This is a genomic window from Paenibacillus chartarius, assembly GCF_042432825.1.
GTDB classification, from domain to species: domain Bacteria; phylum Bacillota; class Bacilli; order Paenibacillales; family NBRC-103111; genus Gordoniibacillus; species Gordoniibacillus chartarius.
On the sequence record NZ_JBHLWN010000105.1, the window covers coordinates 34,167 to 52,571 of the forward strand.

An 18,405-nucleotide genomic window follows, 5' to 3' on the forward strand; every position below is an offset into this window, starting at 1 on the left:
ACTCTCTATGTAGCTTCCGCCTCATCCTGCAAGATTATGCTCCCGTCCGGCCAGGCCACCAATTGCAACGGCCCAGCAGCTGCATCAGCGCCGGGACGAGCAGCAGTCTGACGACGGTTGCGTCAAGCGCGATTGCAGCGGCGATGCCGATGCCGAGCTGGCGCACGCCGGCCACATCTGCGGCGGCGAACGGGATCGTTACGGCGATCATGATGGCAGCCGCGGCTGTAATGAGCGGTCCGGTCGCTTCGACGCCTTCGCGGATCGCCGCCGCATTGCTGCCGGTACGGCGGTATGCCTCGCTGATACGGGCCAGTAAAAACACCCCGTAATCCATGCTGATGCCGAATACGAGTCCGAAAATAAAAACCGGGATCATTATCGCAATGTTAGTCGGCTCCAGTCCGAAGCGGCCGTCCTGACAAACGAGCGTCACTATGCCGAAAGCCGCGCCAAGTCCCGCCAGATGCATGAGAACGGTCTTCACGGCGATGATGGCGGCGCGGAAGGCGGCGAGCAGCATCAGCAAATTGGCGGCTGCGATAAATCCGGCCGCCAGCGGAAGCCGGTTTGCAAGCACGGCGAACAGCTCGCGCTCGTATGCGGCTTCCCCGCCGACATACAGCCGGATTGGAGAGTTTAAGCTCGTGACGAACGAATCGGACATAGACGTAAAGAAGGCCGCGGATTTGGTTTCCGTCAAGAGGCGGTCCACCCATTCGCGGGCTTCGGTGGAGGACGGCTCGGCCGCTAGCGTCACCGACAGCAAAGTATATTTATGCTGGATATAGCCGGCGGTGCCCGGAGCGTAACGGACAGCTTGCCCCGGCTGAAGCAGCAGCTCACGAAGCCGTTCGGCGGGCAGCGCCGCTGCTGAAGCCGCCGACGAGACGTCCAGGACAAGCGGATCGTTCTGCAGCCTGACAGCGAGCGCGGCGGCCGCCTCCGCTTGACCCGGGCTCCAGGGCCGGCTATGCAGCTTGAGCGGGCTGCCGCCAGCCGCCTCCGCCACGATCCAAATCCGGGTGCTGACCGGCGGCTCGAACCCGGCGCGTGCAAACGCTTCGGCCGTCCGGCGCGATTCGTAGCTGGCCGGAAGCGAATCCGGTCCGGGGACGGCCAGCTTCATGCCGCCAAGCGGAAGCAGGAAGAAGGACAAGAGCAGAGCCGCGAACACCGCCGCAGCAACGGGCCGGCGCAGTACGGCGTCGCACCAGCGCCCGGTCAGCGAAGTCCGCCGCCGGGCGCTTGGGGCCGGCAGCGATTGCAGCAGCGGAGCAGCGACGGCGAGCAGGGCGGGCAGCAGCGTAAACGACAGCAGCAGCGCCAAAGTGACGGTCAGCATAGCGGCCAGCGCAACCGTGGAGAACATCGGCAGCGGCAGCGCCGCAATGCCCCCCAACCCGAGCAGTACGCAAGCGGACGAAACGATCACGGCGCAGCCGGCTGTCCGCATAGCCGTCTTGGCGGCGGCTTCGGCCGAGGGCGTCAGCCGCAGCTCCTCGCGGAAACGGGCGACCAGAATAAGGGCAAAATCGAGTCCGATGGCGAGCCCGGTCATCGGGATCACGCTCAAGACGAACACCGACCACGGAATGCGGCCGCTCCAGGCGGAAGCTATGCCCATTGCACCGGTTACAGCGCTGACGCCGAGCGCAATCGGCAGCAGCGCCGCCGTCCAGCTGCCGAACGCAATCCGCAAAATAACAAAGGCGACAGGCAGTCCGATCAGCTCCGCGCGCAGCAGATCGCGGCGGGCCGCCGCATTGACGTCGGCCTGAACGACCGGCTTGCCGGCAAGCCCGGCGGTGAAGGCCGTACTGGCGGGAAGGCGATTCCGCAGCTCGGCGATCAATCGTTCCTGCCCGGACGGTTGAACGGCAATCGTGACCGCCGCATACGCCGCCAGTCCGCTCTTCGCGAGCACCGGGCCCGAAACCCGCTCCACGCCGCCGACAGTCCGTATCCGATTCGCCGCCTCATGGACGAATTGCTCAATAGCTGCTGGGGATGAGCTCCCTGTTGGCTCCACGTATACAATTACCGGTTCTTCCGGTATCCGGAACTCTTTGGCGAGAAGACGATGCGCTTCCCGGTAATTGCCGTCCGGGATTTCAAGTCCGTGTCCGCGAAGCGACCCCGGCAGCTGCAGCGCGAGCGCCGACGCCGCAGTCAGCAGCGCGGCCCAGAGGAAGAGAACGACATAAGCATGTCTGAAGCACAGCAAGGCAAGCTTTACATGCGGCATCCGGTCCGCCCCCTTGTTCGGTCGCGTAAGCGTCTCACCCGCGCAGACGCGTAGCGCGGATAAGGCTCTGCGGCAGGGCCGGTACGAGCCGGCCCAGCTCCAGCAGCGCCCGGGCCAGCCGCGGCTGCCGCAGGCCCGCGTGCAGCAGCCGCCCCCAGCGGATCGGGGCGGCCAGCTCGCGGCGGAGCGCCTCGCGGTAGCGGCGCTCCCATTCCGCCGCCGGCATGCGGCCGGCGAGGCAGGCGTCGGCGAGCTCGGCGCACAGCAGCGCCGAGCGGAGCGCCATCGCCATGCCGTCGCCGCACAGCGGCGGCACGAGCGCCGCCGCGTCGCCGACCGGCGGCAGCGCGCCCTTTGCGGCCGGCAGAAGGGCCGCGGCTACAGGGGAGACGGCTGTGACCGTCTCCGCAACTACGGCGCCGCCGTCCAGCAGCTCCGCCAGCATACGGTGCCGGCTCGCATAATGCGCGACGGCCGATTGTACGGTGCCGCCGGAGCTGCGAAAGGCGTCCCTGCTCATCAGCGCGGCGACGTTCAATCGGTTTCCCTCAACGGGGGCAACGCCGATATAGCCGTCGCGGCTGAAGAACATGTCGACCGCAGCGGCGACGCGCCTAGCGGTTTCCATATGCAGCTTAACGCCGACGAAAGCGCTGGCGGCACCCGGCCGTCTTCCTCTTCCGGAAGGCGAGCCGGGCAGTCCCGAACGGGCATGCCGCCCCCACGCCGCCACCGCAATTCGAGCCCGTATTACGTTTAACTGCTCGCCGCTGCGGATTCTCACCAGCCAGCCGTCCCCGCCGTCCTCCGGCTCGACAGCCGTTACCGTCGCTGCGGTCTGCACGATCGCCCCCGCGCGCCGCGCCGCCTCGTGCAGCGCTGTGTCGAGCGCATGACGGCTCCAGCCCAGAGCCGTTCCCGGCAGCGGAACGACAAGCGGCCCTCCGCCTCCTTCCGCATGCAGCCGGGCTGCTGTAAGCCTCCGCGGCGCAGTCTCGCTGTCCGGCGGCAAATCTACCCCCAGCTTGGCCAGCATGCGGCCGGCTTCCGGCGACAGGAATTCTCCGCACACCTTATGCCGCGGGAAGTCGTCACGGTCAATCGCAATGACGCGCCAGCCCCGCGAAGCCAGCGCTCCGGCCAAGGCGGTCCCGCCGATTCCCGCGCCGGCAATAACGACGTCGTACCGTTCCGGTTGTCCGCTAATCATCGAGTTTCCGCCTGTTCGGACGCAACGTGACGGCATAGCGAAACAGCGGCATCCAGCGGTACTCGAGCTCGAGCTCGCCCCCCAGCTGTTCGTTCAGCCGGTCCCGCAAATCGTCCCAGTCCGCAGCACGGAACCCTTTGGCGACGGACAACGGGCCGTCATGGCGTATGTAGCGGTTCGGCGACAGTCTCGTTACGAGCCATACCGCGGACCAGGCGACCGGATGCCGGTGAATGTCGGCGATGACGACACCGAGCCGGGACGCCTGCAGCATGCGCTCTACGGCCGCAACCAGACTGCCGGAGCCGAAATGATGCAGCATCTGCGATGCCGTGACGATATCGGACGAGTCCTGCGGCAGCTCGAACACATCGCACTGCCGCACATCGACGCGGGCAACCCCTGCGAACAACCGCCTTGCTTCCGCGCAAGCTTCCTCCGCCACATCCGTCAGGATCAAGCGCAGCACGACATTCCTCTTCTCCGCCCAGCGCAGCAGACGGCGGTTCACATCGCCCGAGCCGCAGCCGATGTCCGTTACGGTCAGCGCTCGCGGCCGGCCGGCCGCCAGCCACAGCTTCTCGACGCCGTATAGGGACGGACGGGCCGCTGCGAACAACCGGTTCAAGCGCCGCAAATGCCGGTGCGCCTGCACCAGCGCAGGTCCCCCGGCTGCTTCATCGTCCATGAGCTCCGGCCGCAGCTCCCTCTCCTGCAGAAAGCGGCCACTCATCGTACCGCCCCTTTCGGCGCTTCGAACCGGATTTGCAGCAGCTCAACGGTCAGTCCCGGCCCGAACGCCATGGCGACTCCCGCTTCCCCGTGCCGCAGGCCTCCATTTTCGCTCAGATCGCGCCGCAGCTGGTCGAGAACGAACAATATCGTCGCCGAGGACAAATTGCCGTAATTCCGCAAAACGGTCCGGCTGGCGGCAAGCTGCTCCCCGGACAGCCCCCACAAGCTCTGAACGGTATCGAGAATTGCTCTGCCGCCCGGGTGAACGGCCCACAGGTCCACACCCGGAGCGTACACCCCGAGCCGCTCCAGCTCAGCGCCGGCGTACAAGCCCAGCAGCTCGGGAATGCGCGGCGACAAAAACAGCTCGAAGCCGGTGTTCCCGACCGTCCAGGTCATCGCGTCCGCCCCGTCCGGGAGCAGCACGGACCTTTTCGCCCCCAGCCGAAACGTGCCGCCGGCCGGCAAAGCGTCATCGGCCGCCCCGACCACGCAGGCTGCGGCCCCGTCGCCGAACATCGCCGCGGCTACGAGCTCGTGGCGCTCGCCGGCCGGCTGCACATGGAGCGTACACAGCTCCACGCAGACGACTAACGCCTTGGCGGCCGGATCGTGCCGCACAAGCTCGCCGGCGATCCCGATCGCCTTCAATCCGGCCGCGCAGCCGAGAAAATACAGCGGCAGCCGCTCCACATCGGGACGCAGCTCCAAAGCCCGCACCAGCTCGGCATCGATGCCGGGTATGTGCAGCCCCGTACAGCTGACGGCCAGAAGATGGGTAATGTCCTCGCTCCTCACCCCTGCATCGTCCATCGCACGCTTCGCCGCGGCAGCCGCCAGCGGTAGCGCATGCTCACGGTACAGCTGTCCCCGCATCGCCGTCGTCGGTACCCGGTGCTGCGGCGTCCCCGGAAGAAAGTCGCATCGCTCCGAATCGCGGAGAAAGCTGGGCTCGCACGTATATCTGGTGCGTACGGCGCTTTGCCGAAACAGCCGCCGTACCCACCGATCCGCCTCGGCTTGTCCGGCCGCAGCCCGGGCGAGCCGCTCGGCCGCCTCCTCTTGATCCACCTTATAAGCAGGTAATGCCGTCCCCATGCCAACGATGGCGGCAGCTCCTTGTTCTTGTTCCATCGACGCGTCCCCCCATCCCGCTATACGTTATCTTGATATATATGAACGGGACAGGAGAGCTAGTACGATCCATCAAGTACCGCAGTAAAACATAAAGGCCGGCCGCCACCCGATAGTTTCGGATGGAGCGGCCGGCCTCTTCTTATTTTCGCTCGATCGTAAACTCCGCCTGCAGCTCCCGGTGCGGCCCGACCAGCGTCAGCCCTTCTCCGGTTTGCAGTGCCCCGTTCTTCGCCATCCAGGGCTCTACGCAGACGAACGGCTTGCCCGGCACGCTCCACAGCACGACGTACCGGAACAGCCCGCTGTAGGTCAGCTCGACCCGAACGCCTTCCAGCGGCTGAAACGCGATGCGCGGCGCCGCCGCATCGACGAGCGCCACGGATTCCGTCAAATGCTCCAGATCGACCGTTCCTTCGTACGGCTTCGTTTGCAGGTCATTGTAGTCATACATCGTCTTCGCGTCGGTATCGTAGGCAAGCGCCTTCCGGTCCGCGGCGAAATACGGATGAAACCCGGCGTACATCGGCATCTCCCGATCGGATACATTCCGGTAGCTTTGGGCGATTGTCAGCTTCCCTTCCTGAAGGGTATACGTAAATTCCAGCTCGAAATCGAACGGATACGAAGCCAGCGTCTCCGCGCTGCTCCTCAGCTTCAGCCGAATCCAGGCCGACTCCGCATCCGTCCCGCTGTCTTCGACCGACCACGGCATGACCCGGGCGACGCCGTGATTGCGCATCTCGTAGCGCTGCCCTTCCCATTCGTAAGCGCCGTCCGCAAGCTGGCCGCAGATCGGAAACAGCACGGGAATGCCGCCCCGGATGTTAGCGGCCGGGTTCGCAAACGTCTCCCGGTCCAGGTACAGCAGCTCCTGTCCGTGCGACCGGAACCCCGTCACAATACCGCCGCGCTGCGGACATACCCGTACCGCGGAATCGGTCACCGTATCTTTCAGTTCGAACATCGCGTATTCGGCTTCATAGCTGCGAATCTCATAACGGCTCATTTTCCAGCTCCCACTCCTTCATTGGACAACGACAGGCAAGGTGAAGATCACCTAATTTCCCTATTTCATCCAATCATACCATAGAAGCCGGACAGCCGTCAGTCGGCGGACTGTTTCTTCTGCTTCTTGCGCGTCACGCTGCGGCGGCCGTCGATCCCGACGGGAACCCCGCCGTCCACCGTTACCCTGCGCACAACCCGATGCTGATCGCCGTAATCGTTAATCGCATAATGCTGCGTCGCCCGATTGTCCCAGATCGCCACATCGCCGGGCTGCCAGCGCCAGCGTACCGTATGTTCGAGGCGGATGACATGCTCCTGCAGCAGCGAGAACAGCTGCGCCGATTGCGACGAGGTGACGCCCAATATTTTTTTGACGAAATGGCCAAGCAGCAGATGCCGCTCTCCCGTCTCCGGATGCACATGCACGACCGGGTGCTCGGTCTCGTACAAGGTGGAAGTGAAGACGTCCCGCTGCCGCTGCAGCTCACCCTCCGCCGCCTTCGGCCGCTTCGCTGCGTAATCGTAGTCGTTGGAGTGGAGCGCCCAGAGCCGGTCGGCTAGCTCCTTCAGCTCGGCGGGCAAGCTTTCGTAAGCAGCCGCCGTGTTCGCCCACACCGTGTCCCCGCCGGCCGCCGGTACGACAATCGCCCGTAATATCGATGCTTGCGGATAAGCGTCGACGAAGGTGACGTCGGTATGCCACGAGTCCGCCCGGCCGCCGTGACCGGCGGAATTCAGCTCCAGCACATACGTCGTCCCGTCCTTGATCGGCACGGTCGGATGGGCGACCGGGGAACCGAACAAGGTGGCCAGCGCCTCCTGTCCGGCATCGTCCAGATGATGCTGCTCGCGGAAGAAGAGCACCTTATAATTCAGCCAGGCATCCCTGATCACACGCACGATAGCCGGATCCAAATCCGCCGACAGCTTCACGCCGCGCACCTCGGCACCGATTAAACCTGCAACCGGGACAATCTTGAGCTCCTGAACCGAAACTGCGGTTTCTTGTTGAACAGCCATATTTCCCGCCTCCTCTATGAATGGTTATTGGGATGATACCAGCGCCTGGCCTTGCCCCTGCTTGCCGAAGCGGCTGAGCGGCCGCCGCAGCCCCAGATGCTCGCGCAGCGTCGTGCCTTCATATTCCGTACGGAAGAGGCCTCGCCGCTGCAGCTCCGGTACGACGAGCTCAACGAAGTCGTCCAGTCCGCCGGGCAAAAACGGCGGCATAATGTTGAAGCCGTCCGCCGCTCCGGAGCGGAACCACTCCTCCAGCTGATCGGCGATGCGCTCCGGCGTTCCGTGGATTTCGCGGTGGCCGCGGGCGCCCGCAATGCGGCGGTACAAGCCGCGAATCGTCAGCCCCTCGCGCTCGGCCAAATCCTTGAGCAGCTGGAACCGGCTTTTGCCGCCGTTCACGTCCTTCAGCTGCGGCAGCTCCGGCAGCGGACCGTCGACCGGGTACGGGGACAGATCGAACGAAATGAGCGAGGACAGCAGCGCAACGCCGGCCGGCTCCGGAATAAGCTCTCTCAGCAGCTCCCGCTTCTCCTCCGCCTCCTCTTCCGTACGGCCGATAATGGGGTACACGCCGGGCATAATTTTCAAATCGTCGGGGGATCTGCCATACCGTGCCAGCCTTCCCTTCACGTCGCTGTAGAACGCCTGCGCTTCGGCCAGCGTCTGCCAAGCGGTGAAGATCACCTCCGCCGTCTCGGCGGCGAGCTCTTTGCCGGATTCGGAGGAACCGGCCTGAATAACGACCGGGTGGCCCTGCGGCGGGCGGGCGATGTTGAGCGGGCCGCGTACGGCAAACCACTCGCCCTTATGATCGAGCGCATGCACCTTGTCGCTGTCCAGAAAAATGCCCGTTTCCTTATCGACTACAAGCGCTTCGTCCTCCCAGCTGTCCCACAGACCGGTAACGACGTCGACGAATTCGCGGGCCCGGCCGTAGCGAAGATCGTGCTGCAAGTGCCGGTCCTTGCTGAAATTAAGCGCCTCCGCCTCGCTGTTCGAGGTGACGACGTTCCAGGCCGCGCGCCCTCCGCTCAAATGGTCGAGCGAAGCGAACTTGCGGGCTACATGGAACGGTTCGTTATACGTGGTCGACACCGTTGCCGCCAGGCCGATGCGCTCCGTCACCGCAGCGAGCGCCGACAGGAGCGTAAACGGCTCGGGCCGGGTGTGCACCGTATGCCGCAGCGCCGACGGAAACTTCTCCGACACCGCATAACCGTCCGCCAGGAAAATCATATCGAACTTGCCGCGCTCCGCCGTCGCCGCCAGCTTCTTGTAGAAGTCCAGCTTCATCAGGTCGGCAGACGCCGCCTCCGGGTGTCTCCAGGCCGCGACATGATGCCCCGGGATCATAAAGAAGGCTCCGAGCCGCATTTGCTTGCCATGTACGCTCATCCTTGTATCCTCCTTATCACTAGTCAGCCTGCGTATGCTTCCAGGCCGTGAATGTTTTCTCCAGCGCGACGAGAGCGCCGTTAAACAGCAGGCCGAGACCCGAAATCGTCACGATGCCGGCATACATGTTCGGAATTTGAAAATTAAACTGCGCATAGTTGATCAAATACCCGAGCCCCGCCTTCGCCCCGACCATTTCCGCCGCAACGAGAACAAGAATCGAGCTCGCACCCGCCAAACGTACGCCGGTAAACACCGTGGGCAGCGAGGCGGGCAGAATCACTTTCTGAAACAGCTTCCTCGGCGTCAATCCCATCGAGCGCGCCGACTTGATCAGCAGCGGGTCGACGTTGCGTACGCCCGATATCGTATTGAGCAGAATCGGCCATGAGGAGGCGTACATGACGATGGCGATTTTGGACGTTTCCCCGATGCCGAGAATCAAAATAAACACCGGCAGCAGCGCCAGCGCAGCCGTATTGCGGAACAGCTCGAGCAGCGGATTCAGCAGGGAAGCGAGCGGCTTATACCAGCCGACCAGAAGCCCGAGCGGAATGAATATCGCATTCGCCAGCAGAAAGCCGGTTAGCGATCTGGCGATGCTCGAGCCGAAATGGCTGACCAGCTCGCCGGAGAGGGCGAGCTGCCACCATGCCTGGAGCACTTCGCTGAACGGCGGCAGGAACGTGCTGTCCACCGCCCCGATTCGGGGAGCAAGCTCCCATACCGCCAGCAAGGCGGCAATCGCGGCCACGCTGCGCCCGAACTTGAGCAGCGTTTGACTCGGCCTCACCGCCGGCCTGCGCACCTGCACCGGCTGCTCTCTCCATACTGCGGAATCTCCGACACTAGCCAAGGCGTACCGCCTCCTTATCCTTCAATTTGTCGCTATGTTCGAGCTGCTGCGCCTTCGCCACTTCATCCCGCAGCAGACTCCAGACCTCGTGGCGAAGCTGGACGAACTCGGCGTTCGAGCGTACGTCGTCCTCAGCGGATTTCAGCCCTTGCGGAATGTCGACGATCTGCTTGAGCCTGCCCGGACGGGACGTCATGACGGCCACCCGCTCCCCGAGATACACCGCCTCGTCGATGCCGTGCGTAATGAACACGATCGTCTTGCGCGTCTGCTGCCAAATGCGCAGCAGCTCGGCCTGCAGCGTCTCCCGGGTTTGCGCATCGAGCGCGGCGAACGGTTCATCCATGAGCAGCACATCGGGATCGTAGGCGAGGCTGCGGGCGATCGCGACGCGCTGCTTCATGCCGCCCGACAGCTCGTGAGGGTAACGCTGCTCGAAGCCCTTCAAGCCGACAAGCTCCAAGTAATGGCGTGCGCGCTCGACTCGCTCGGCTTTCGTTACGCCCTTGGCCTCGAGCGAAAATTCTATGTTGCCCTGAGCCGTCTTCCAGGGGAACAGCGCATATTGCTGAAATACGATGCCCCGATCGAGCCCCGGCCCCGTGATCGGCTTGCCGTCCAGCAGAATCGAGCCGAAGGTCGGCTTCGCGAGGCCTCCGAGCAGGTCGAGCAGCGTCGATTTGCCGCATCCGCTCGGACCGACGATGACCATAAATTCTCCTTCCCGAACGTCAAAATGAATATCCTGCAGCGCCGTGAACTCGGTAACCGCGCCCTTCACACTCTTCGTGCGAAACGTCTTGCCCACGTGCTGAAAGCTGATTTTTGCAGTCATTATCCCGCTTCCTCCTTATTACAAAGCGTTTGCCCGCCCGTTATTTCCCGTCCGGATAAGCGCTGAACCGGTTCGTATACAGCTCTGCCGCCTTGAGCTGACCTTCCTTCAGCTGTCCGTCCTTGACAAGCCAGTCGACCCATACGCCGAATTCCTTCTCCGCGATCCAGCCGCCTTTGCCGGCGACGCCCGTGCTCTTCCAGTACGGCACATTCGAGGCGTCCTCATTGCGGCCGCGTTCTTTAATAATTTTTTCGAAGCGGGCTTTAACGACGTCGGGCGGGTTCGTACGGGCCCATTCGATCGCTTTGCCGGTCGCCTCGACGAACTTTTTGGCCGTATTCGGATATTGCTTGATGAACTTGTTCGTCAGCACGTAGCTGCCGGCTGTGAATTCGCCGAACAAATCGTAGTCGGTGAACAGCGGCCGGATGCCTCCGCGCTCTAGCGCTTTGTCGCGGAGAATGCCGCCGAGAACGGCAACGTCGATCTGCTTCTGGCGCAGCGATTGCTCCGTGTTCACCGGAGGGACGACGACGAGCGTAACCTGCTTGATTTCCTCGTTCGTAAGGCCGTTACGGTGCAAATACTCCTTCAGCATCGACTCATGGTGCGCCCCTAACGTGTTCATTCCTACCTTCTTGCCGATGAGATCCTTAGGAGACTTGATGGGCGAATCCTCTGTCACGAAGAAGCCGCTGTACGTGTGCTGGTCGACCCCATAGTAGCCGATGACGGCCGTTATCGGCGCCTTCGCCGCAATCAGCTTCACGATCGCCCCGTTGAAGGCGCCGCCGAAGTCGACATCACCGGTCGCGGCCGTCTGGATGTCCTGCGGACCGCTGATCGTATTGCCGATCCACTTCAGCTTGATCGGAGCGAGATAGCCGAGATCTTCGGCCAGCTCGGGAAACGTCACGTTGCCGACCGAGCCCTGATAGCGGAGCTCGAGCTTCTCCGGCTGACCGGAAGCGGCCGCTCCGGCGGAGCTGCCGGCACAGCCGGACAGCAGCGCCGTGAACAGAAGACAAAGTGCAATTCCGATAGCCCCCCATATTCGCCGGATTCGCTTTTTTTGTCTGGCCAACAAAAACATCATTTTACACATCTCCCGTTAATTGTTAATCAATGCTTATAAAAATGTCCCTACCCCGAAACTATCGCGCGTTCATCTCGGAGCAAAGACAAGAAGCAACCGTCGGATCGTAACGGGCACAACAAAAAAAGGAGACCTGGCGCTTGAATAAGCGGCTTGGTCTCCGGAGGCCCGGTTGAATTCACCTAATTCCGATTCGTTTAGTATGTTTTATTGATACCGACTATATCACCTTACGAACGTTACCGTCAATACCAATTTTACTATAATTATGGAAATAGTTCGCACGCACTATCGCTGCGCTTCGCCTTCCGACATAAAGCTTCGCCGTACCGATTTGAACTGATTCTCGAACATGTGCGCGTACTTGCCTCCGGCGCTCATCAGCTGTTCATGGGAGCCGCGTTCCGCCACGCCGCCTTGATCGATAACCAGAATTTGATCGGCGTCTCGGATCGTATTGAGCCGGTGTGCGATAATGAATGACGTTCGGCCTTGCATGACGCGCAGCAGCGCTTCCTGGATATGCTGCTCCGTGCGCGTGTCGATCGAGCTTGTCGCCTCGTCGAGAATGAGGATCGACGGCTTGGCCAGAAACACGCGGGCAATGGCCAGCAGCTGCCGCTGACCTTGGCTCAGACTCCCGCCGTTCTCCGTCAGAACGGTATCGTACGCCTGCGGCAGTCTTCTGATGAACGGGTCGGCATTGGCCATGACGGCTGCCGCAATGATCTCTTCGTCGGTTGCATCCGGCTTGCCGTACTTGATGTTGTCTCTGATCGTTCCCGAAAATAAATACGTGTCCTGCAGCACGATTCCGAAGCAGCGCCTCAGGCTGTCCCTTGTATAATCCCGAATGTCGAGCCCGTCGATGGTAATGCGCCCTTCCGTTACGTCATAGAAGCGCGTCAGCAAATTGACAACGGTCGTCTTGCCCGCTCCCGTAGGTCCGACGAACGCCGTCCGGCTTCCCGCCTCCGCCCGAAAGCTGACGCCGCTTAAGACGGGTACGTCCGGCCGATAGCCAAAGCCGACGTTATCGAAGACGACTTCGCCTCGCGGGCTCGCGATCGCGACGGCGCCCGGAGGGTCTGACTTCTCTTCGCGCTCGTCCAGCACCTCGAAGGCCCGCTCCGCACCGGCAACCCCCGACTGGAAGACGTTGTAAATGTTGGCGAGCTCGTTAAGCGGTCTGACGAATTGCCGCGAATAGCTGAGGAAGGCGGCGATGACGCCGACCGTAATCATGCCTTTCACCGCCAGAATCCCCCCGACGATCGCAACCGCAGCAAAACCCAGGTTGTTGATGACGGCTAACAGCGGCATCATGAAGCCTGACCAAATTTGCGCCTTGAGTCCTACCTGGTACAGCCTTTCATTTACTTCTTCGAACTCCCGAATGACCCGCTCTTCGCGTCCGAACGCCTGCACGAGCTCCAGGCCGGATATCGATTCTTCGACATGCCCGTTCAGCTTGCCGAGCTGGGCCTGCTGCTCCTTGAACAATACGCCGGTTCGCTTCGTTATGATGCGGGCCAGACCGAACACAAGCGGTACCGTGATCAGGCTGGCCAGCGTCAGCAGGGGGCTGAGCATGAGCATCATGATCAGCGATCCGGCGATGGCGATCGCTCCGCCCATCAGCTGGGTCATCGATTGGGATATCGTCATGCTGACATTATCGATATCGTTCGACAGCCGGCTCATCACTTCGCCGTGCCGCCTCGAATCAAAGTACCCGACCGGCAGCGTATGCAGCTTATCGAACAGCGCTCTTCTCAGCGATGCGACAACGCGCTGGGCTGCGCCGGCGGCAAGCGTCGCCTGAACGAGCGACAGGCCGCTGTCGGCTGCATAAGCGCCGACCAAGGCGATCACCGCGAGCTTCAATACGCTGAAATCGACCGTACCGCCCGCTCCGGACGTCATCGCGTCGATCGCCATCCCGATCAAATACGGTCCGAGCAGCATGATCGCCGAGTTGATCAAAATGATGACGAACACGACGGCAAGCCGGGCGCGCTCTTTGCCGAAATAGCGCCACAGCCTTCCCATCGTCCCCCGGAAATCGTTCGGCTTCACTACCGGACCGCCCCGTCCCCGCATACCCGGACCGCCGAAGCCTCCCGGACCCGGCCGCAGCATTGCGGCGGCAGCCTGTTGTCCATGCGAATCGGCGGCTTCTCTGTCAGACGGACGCTGCATGGCTGTTCCCCTCCTTGCCGAGTTGGGATTCGTAAATTTCGCGATATACACGGCAGCTGTCCATCAGCTCCGCATGACTTCCGATGCCGGCAAGTTCCCCTTGATCCAAAACGACGATCCGATCGGCATCGATGACCGACGTAATCCGCTGTGCGATCAATATGCACGTCAGCCCCTTGGCGTACGTCCGCAGCGCGGACTTGATGCGGGCTTCCGTCGCTGCATCGACCGCACTCGTGCAGTCATCGAGAATAAGAATATCCGGCTGCCGCACCAGCGCTCTGGCGATGGCCAGCCGCTGCTTTTGCCCTCCGGAGAAGCCCGTCCCGCCTTGTCCTACCGGCGCATCATAGCCTTCCGGCAGCTTCGAGATAAATTCATGCGCTTCCGCCATCCGCGCCGCCTGCTCGACTTGCTCCCTGGTAGCTTCCTCGTTGCCCCAGCGGATGTTGTCGGCCACCGTTCCGGTGAACAGCATCGTCTTCTGCGGTACGACGGCGATACGTCGACGCAGCTCCTTCGGATCGCAAAGCCGCACATCGATGCCGTTCACCTTCACGGTCCCTGAATCGGCCTCGTAATATCTCGGGATGAGGCCGACCAGCGTGCTTTTTCCCGAACCGGTCGAACCGATAATGCCGATCGTCTCGCCCGGACGGCATACGAAGCTGACGTCGCGCAGCGCGGGAGCGCTGTCCGCTTTCCCGTATCGGCATGTCACGGCATCGAACTCCACCATACCGCGTTCGGATGCCCGCGCCGCAGATACTGCCCCGTCCACCCACGCCATATCGTTCCGCTCGGCCAGCACTTCGCCGATCCGGGCGGCGGAGCCCTTCGCACGAACGAACATCGTGAATACCATCGTCACTACCATGAAGGCATACAGCATTTGCGTCATGTAGTTGATGAAAGCGACGATGTGGCCGACCTGCATCCCGCCGCCGCTTACTCGATGACCGCCGAACCACAGCACCGCCACGATCCCCATATTCATCGTCAGCATGACGGTTGGGCTGAAGAAAGCGACAATCCGCGCCGCATCCGTCGCTCTGTCCCTGTATTCCCCATTAGCGCCGTCAAACTTGAGCGTCTCCGCATCGTACCGGTGAAACGCTTTCACAACACGAACGCCCGCCAAATACTCGCGGATAATGCCGTTCACCCGATCGAGCGCCTTCTGCATGCGGGTAAAATACGGGACGCCGATACGCAAGTTCATGGCAACGAACAGGCCTGCGAGCGGCACGACGACCACAAGCACGAGCGACAGCTCCGGGTTTAGACGGACCGCCATGATCAAGCTGCCGATACACAGGAGCGGCGCCTTGACGAAGATGCGCATGAGCCCGTTCGCGAAGTTCTGGACTTGCGTCACGTCATTCGTCATCCGTACGATCAGCGACGCCCGCTCGAATCGGTCCAGCTTGGCAAAACCGAGCTTCTGGATATGCCGGAACAAGTCCGCGCGAAGCTCGGCGCCGAACTGCCCGGACACGCGGCTGGATACGATGTTGCGAACCGAGGCGCCGATCGCTCCCAAGGCCGTTATGAGCAGCATGAACGCCCCCATTTTTACTACATAATCCATGCGTCCTTCCGCGACGCCTTCATCGATGATGTGCGCCATTATCGTCGGCTGCAGCAGGTCGGCCGCCGCCTCTATCGTCAGGAACAAGATGGCGACGCCGAACATGAAACCATGCTTGCGGTAATATTTGCGGAACACGCCTGCTTCACTCTCCTCCGGCATATGCTGTCTATCCTGTACGATACTCCTGGCAAGCGGAATTGTCACTACTCGATCATAAAAGTTACGGGAATTGTTAACGTGAACATTTTCGTTGTAATTATCGCCGCAGTGGAGTAACATGGTGAATAAGCAGTAATTGTTCACGTGAACAATGCTAATACAGGTAAAGGTGGATGCCCTTACATGAGACGCTTTATGGATGAAAACTTTTTGCTGCAGAACGAGACCGCTATCCGGCTGTACCACGATTTCGCCAAGGCGATGCCGATCATCGACTACCACTGCCATCTCAGCCCGCAGGAAATTTACGAAAATAAGTCGTTCAAAAACTTGACCGAAGCTTGGCTGTACGGCGACCACTACAAGTGGCGGGCGATGCGCGCCGCCGGCATGGAGGAGAAATATGTTACCGGCGGAGACGGCGCCACCGATTACGACCGCTTCCTTGCCTACGCCCGCACGGTGCCGATGACGATCGGCAACCCGCTGTACCACTGGTCGCACTTGGAGCTGCAGCGCTTCTTCGGCGTCGAAGACATCATCAACGAGAAGAATGCGCCTGCCATCTGGGAGAACGTGAACGCCCAGCTGAACGCCGGCGGCTTCGCCGCTCGCGACCTTATCGTCAAGTCCGGCGTGAAGGTGATCTGCACGACCGACGACCCGACCGATTCGCTGGAGTATCATATCAAAATCAAACAAATCCCTGACTTCGATTGCAAGGTGCTCCCTTCCTTCCGTCCGGACCGCGCGCTGGAAATTAACCGCGCAACGTTCCTGCCGTGGATCGAGAAGCTGGGCCAGGTGCATGGAAGTGCGATTGCCACCTACGACGACCTGTTAGCCGCACTGGAAGGCCGGGTCAACTTCTTCCATGAAGTCGGCTGCCTCGTCTCCGACCATGCTCTGGATTATGTCGCTTATGCCGACACGACGAAGGAAGAAGCGGCGGCGATCTATGCCAAGGCGCTGCAGGGCGGCGGCGTTACTCTGGAGGAAGAGAAGAAGTACAAGACGTACACGCTCGTCTTCCTCGGCAAGCTGTACGCACAGCGCGGCTGGGCGATGCAGTTCCATATTAACGCTCATCGCAACAACAACACCCGGATGTTCGGCAAGCTTGGCCCCGACACCGGCTATGACTCGATCAACGACAGCCTGATCGCGCAGCCGCTTGTCCGTCTGCTGGACGCGCTGGCCGGCGAGGATCTGCTCGCGAAGACGATCCTCTACTCGCTGAATCCGCGCGACAACGATGTGATCGCATCGATTATCGGCAGCTTCCAGGGCGGCGGCGTCGCCGGCAAAATCCAGCACGGCTCCGCCTGGTGGTTCAACGATACGAAAGACGGCATGATCGCGCAGATGAAGACGCTTGCCAACTTCGGACTGCTCAGCCGTTTCGTCGGCATGCTGACCGACTCCCGCAGCTTCCTGTCGTACACGCGCCACGAGTACTTCCGCCGCATTCTGTGCAACATTCTCGGCGAGTGGGTGGAGCAGGGCGAAGCGCCGAACGACATGGAATTGCTCGGCGGTATCGTTCAAGATATTTGCTACAATAACGCAAACGAATATTTCGGCTTCGGCGTATAAGCCGCTGCCGCCTCGATTGATTTCGACGCTCACCGGTCTTCGCGCCGGCGGGCGTTTTTCTTCCTTACCGCAAGACCGCGCAAAGCAAAGGAGATGTCCCCGGCAGATGGTATCCAAAGACACGAAGCGAATGCTGATCATGAACGCTTCCTCGAATATTATTTTCAACTATATCGGCATATTCGTAAATTTGTACTTGTGGGAGAAGAACAAGAGCATATTCGACGTCGCCTGGTTCAATTTGGTCATGTTCGTCTCGTGGACCGTATGCTTCGTCGTCGGCGCCCGCTTGATCTCCCGCTATTCGAACCGGATCCTGCTGCGCTGCATCGCCCTCTGCGGTGCGGCGATATTCACTCTTCTCTCCGTACTGGAGCTTGACAACCGCATGCTGTGGATTGCCGTCATCGCCGTTCCGGTCGGCGCAATGTGGGGCTCCTATGCCATCGCGCAAAATATAACGTTATCCATGCTGGGCCGCGGCAAAGATTTTGAAAGCTACTTTTCGCTCGCCAGCATTAACGGGCAAGCGATCTCCATCGTCAATCCGATCGTGTTCGCGCTCGTCATCCGTTGGATCGGTTACGCCGGCTCGTTCCTGCTCATGTTCGTATTCGTGACGATACTGATGGCGGTGTCGTTCTTCATTCCCCGCGTGTCGCTCGCCGACGCCCCCGAGCCGCTCTTTCGGGGCTTGTCGCTGCGCCGGGTTTACGCCGCATCGTCGCTGCGCTGGATGGTGCCGTCCTGTCTTGCGGCAGGCTTTTTCCTGCAGTTTCAAGGATTGTTCGCACTGATCTTTACGTTCTCCGTTTCCCAAGATAAGCTCGTTATCGCTCTGCTGAATGTGCTGTACGCTACATCGGCGATCGGAGCGATGATCTTGTACCGCAAAGCGCGTCTGTCCGCCGGAATATGGCTGGCGGTCGGCATGGCCGCCGTCTCCGTCGGCTTCCTGGCCGCACTGCTGCAGCATGCGCCGTTTCTCGTGCTCTCCAACATCTTGACGACGGTCGGCATGTTTTACTTCGCTACGGTGTGGAACACGCAGCAATTCTCGATGATTACGAAGTACACGCCGATCGAGCAGGCCCGCATCTTCATCTGGCGCGAAATGTTTCTCAACGTTACCCGCATCATCCTGCTCGGACTTGTGCTGCCGCTAACCAGCCTCAGCGGACCGTGGTTTATCACACTGCTGCTGGCGGCGCTGGCTTGCGCCGGCTCGGTTCCGTATTTCGTTTCCCGCAGCGCCGCCGCATTGGCGAAGGAAGCGGATGCTTCGTAAAGCCGAAGTTTTCGCGTATAATA

At 61.4% G+C, this 18,405-nt stretch carries 14 protein-coding genes; 2 read left to right on the forward strand and 12 right to left on the reverse strand.

Annotated features, from left to right (window positions below):
* Positions 1-34: 34 nt before the first annotated feature.
* The 12 genes from ACFFK0_RS26075 to ACFFK0_RS26130 form a co-directional block, all read right to left on the reverse strand.
* Positions 35-2,248: an MMPL family transporter gene (locus ACFFK0_RS26075; RefSeq protein ID WP_377473467.1), complete on the reverse strand. Its 2,214-nt coding sequence runs from the start codon at positions 2,246-2,248 to the stop codon at positions 35-37.
* A gap of 34 nt (positions 2,249-2,282) precedes the next feature.
* Positions 2,283-3,458 carry an NAD(P)/FAD-dependent oxidoreductase gene (locus tag ACFFK0_RS26080; RefSeq protein ID WP_377473469.1) on the reverse strand — a complete coding sequence of 392 codons (1,176 nt, stop codon included), beginning with the start codon at positions 3,456-3,458 and terminating at the stop codon, positions 2,283-2,285.
* Entirely contained in the window at positions 3,451-4,191 is a 741-nt protein-coding gene (locus ACFFK0_RS26085) for a methyltransferase domain-containing protein (protein ID WP_377473471.1), read from the reverse strand. The genes ACFFK0_RS26080 and ACFFK0_RS26085 overlap by 8 nt, the downstream gene beginning before the upstream one ends.
* On the reverse strand, positions 4,188-5,327 hold the full coding sequence (locus tag ACFFK0_RS26090) for a type III polyketide synthase (protein ID WP_377473473.1): 1,140 nt from the start codon (positions 5,325-5,327) through the stop codon (positions 4,188-4,190). The genes ACFFK0_RS26085 and ACFFK0_RS26090 overlap by 4 nt, the downstream gene beginning before the upstream one ends.
* Positions 5,328-5,469: 142 nt before the next feature.
* Positions 5,470-6,336: an aldose epimerase family protein gene (locus ACFFK0_RS26095; RefSeq protein ID WP_377473475.1), complete on the reverse strand. Its 867-nt coding sequence runs from the start codon at positions 6,334-6,336 to the stop codon at positions 5,470-5,472.
* A 98-nt stretch (positions 6,337-6,434) separates the two neighbouring features.
* Complete coding sequence (locus ACFFK0_RS26100) at positions 6,435-7,358, reverse strand: TauD/TfdA dioxygenase family protein (protein WP_377473477.1); 924 nt, start codon at positions 7,356-7,358, stop codon at positions 6,435-6,437.
* Positions 7,359-7,382: 24 nt separating this feature from the next.
* Positions 7,383-8,753, reverse strand: a complete 1,371-nt coding sequence (locus tag ACFFK0_RS26105; protein WP_377473479.1) for an LLM class flavin-dependent oxidoreductase — start codon at positions 8,751-8,753, stop codon at positions 7,383-7,385.
* A gap of 19 nt (positions 8,754-8,772) precedes the next feature.
* Positions 8,773-9,609 carry an ABC transporter permease gene (locus ACFFK0_RS26110; protein WP_377473481.1) on the reverse strand — a complete coding sequence of 279 codons (837 nt, stop codon included), beginning with the start codon at positions 9,607-9,609 and terminating at the stop codon, positions 8,773-8,775.
* Complete coding sequence (locus ACFFK0_RS26115; protein ID WP_377473483.1) at positions 9,602-10,444, reverse strand: ABC transporter ATP-binding protein; 843 nt, start codon at positions 10,442-10,444, stop codon at positions 9,602-9,604. Before ACFFK0_RS26115 ends, ACFFK0_RS26110 begins: the two co-directional genes overlap by 8 nt.
* Before the next feature lie 40 nt (positions 10,445-10,484).
* Entirely contained in the window at positions 10,485-11,543 is a 1,059-nt protein-coding gene (locus ACFFK0_RS26120; protein WP_377473485.1) for an ABC transporter substrate-binding protein, read from the reverse strand.
* Between the two features lie 288 nt (positions 11,544-11,831).
* The gene (locus ACFFK0_RS26125; protein ID WP_377473487.1) at positions 11,832-13,745 is read right to left on the reverse strand and encodes an ABC transporter ATP-binding protein; all 1,914 of its coding nucleotides are present in this window, start codon (positions 13,743-13,745) and stop codon (positions 11,832-11,834) included.
* The gene (locus ACFFK0_RS26130; RefSeq protein ID WP_377473489.1) at positions 13,729-15,498 is read right to left on the reverse strand and encodes an ABC transporter ATP-binding protein; all 1,770 of its coding nucleotides are present in this window, start codon (positions 15,496-15,498) and stop codon (positions 13,729-13,731) included. Before ACFFK0_RS26130 ends, ACFFK0_RS26125 begins: the two co-directional genes overlap by 17 nt.
* A gap of 183 nt (positions 15,499-15,681) precedes the next feature.
* Here ACFFK0_RS26130 and uxaC point away from each other — a divergent pair, with 183 nt between their 5' ends.
* Positions 15,682-17,094, forward strand: coding sequence for a glucuronate isomerase (gene uxaC, locus ACFFK0_RS26135; RefSeq protein WP_377473491.1), 1,413 nt, complete (start codon positions 15,682-15,684; stop codon positions 17,092-17,094).
* Between the two features lie 106 nt (positions 17,095-17,200).
* Entirely contained in the window at positions 17,201-18,382 is a 1,182-nt protein-coding gene (locus ACFFK0_RS26140) for an MFS transporter (RefSeq protein ID WP_377473493.1), read from the forward strand.
* The last annotated feature ends 23 nt before the right edge of the window (positions 18,383-18,405 follow it).

Excerpts from the sequence above, each read along its gene's own strand:
- ACFFK0_RS26075 (WP_377473467.1), bottom strand. The coding sequence starts at position 2,248 with ATGCCGCATGTAAAGCTTGCCTTGCTGTGCTTCAGACATGCTTATGTC.
- ACFFK0_RS26080 (WP_377473469.1), bottom strand. The coding sequence starts at position 3,458 with ATGATTAGCGGACAACCGGAACGGTACGACGTCGTTATTGCCGGCGCG.
- ACFFK0_RS26085 (WP_377473471.1), bottom strand. The coding sequence starts at position 4,191 with ATGAGTGGCCGCTTTCTGCAGGAGAGGGAGCTGCGGCCGGAGCTCATG.
- ACFFK0_RS26090 (WP_377473473.1), bottom strand. The coding sequence starts at position 5,327 with ATGGAACAAGAACAAGGAGCTGCCGCCATCGTTGGCATGGGGACGGCA.
- ACFFK0_RS26095 (WP_377473475.1), bottom strand. The coding sequence starts at position 6,336 with ATGAGCCGTTATGAGATTCGCAGCTATGAAGCCGAATACGCGATGTTC.
- ACFFK0_RS26100 (WP_377473477.1), bottom strand. The coding sequence starts at position 7,358 with ATGGCTGTTCAACAAGAAACCGCAGTTTCGGTTCAGGAGCTCAAGATT.
- ACFFK0_RS26105 (WP_377473479.1), bottom strand. The coding sequence starts at position 8,753 with ATGAGCGTACATGGCAAGCAAATGCGGCTCGGAGCCTTCTTTATGATC.
- ACFFK0_RS26115 (WP_377473483.1), bottom strand. The coding sequence starts at position 10,444 with ATGACTGCAAAAATCAGCTTTCAGCACGTGGGCAAGACGTTTCGCACG.
- ACFFK0_RS26120 (WP_377473485.1), bottom strand. The coding sequence starts at position 11,543 with ATGATGTTTTTGTTGGCCAGACAAAAAAAGCGAATCCGGCGAATATGG.
- ACFFK0_RS26125 (WP_377473487.1), bottom strand. The coding sequence starts at position 13,745 with ATGCAGCGTCCGTCTGACAGAGAAGCCGCCGATTCGCATGGACAACAG.
- ACFFK0_RS26130 (WP_377473489.1), bottom strand. The coding sequence starts at position 15,498 with ATGCCGGAGGAGAGTGAAGCAGGCGTGTTCCGCAAATATTACCGCAAG.
- uxaC (WP_377473491.1), top strand. The coding sequence starts at position 15,682 with ATGAGACGCTTTATGGATGAAAACTTTTTGCTGCAGAACGAGACCGCT.
- ACFFK0_RS26140 (WP_377473493.1), top strand. The coding sequence starts at position 17,201 with ATGGTATCCAAAGACACGAAGCGAATGCTGATCATGAACGCTTCCTCG.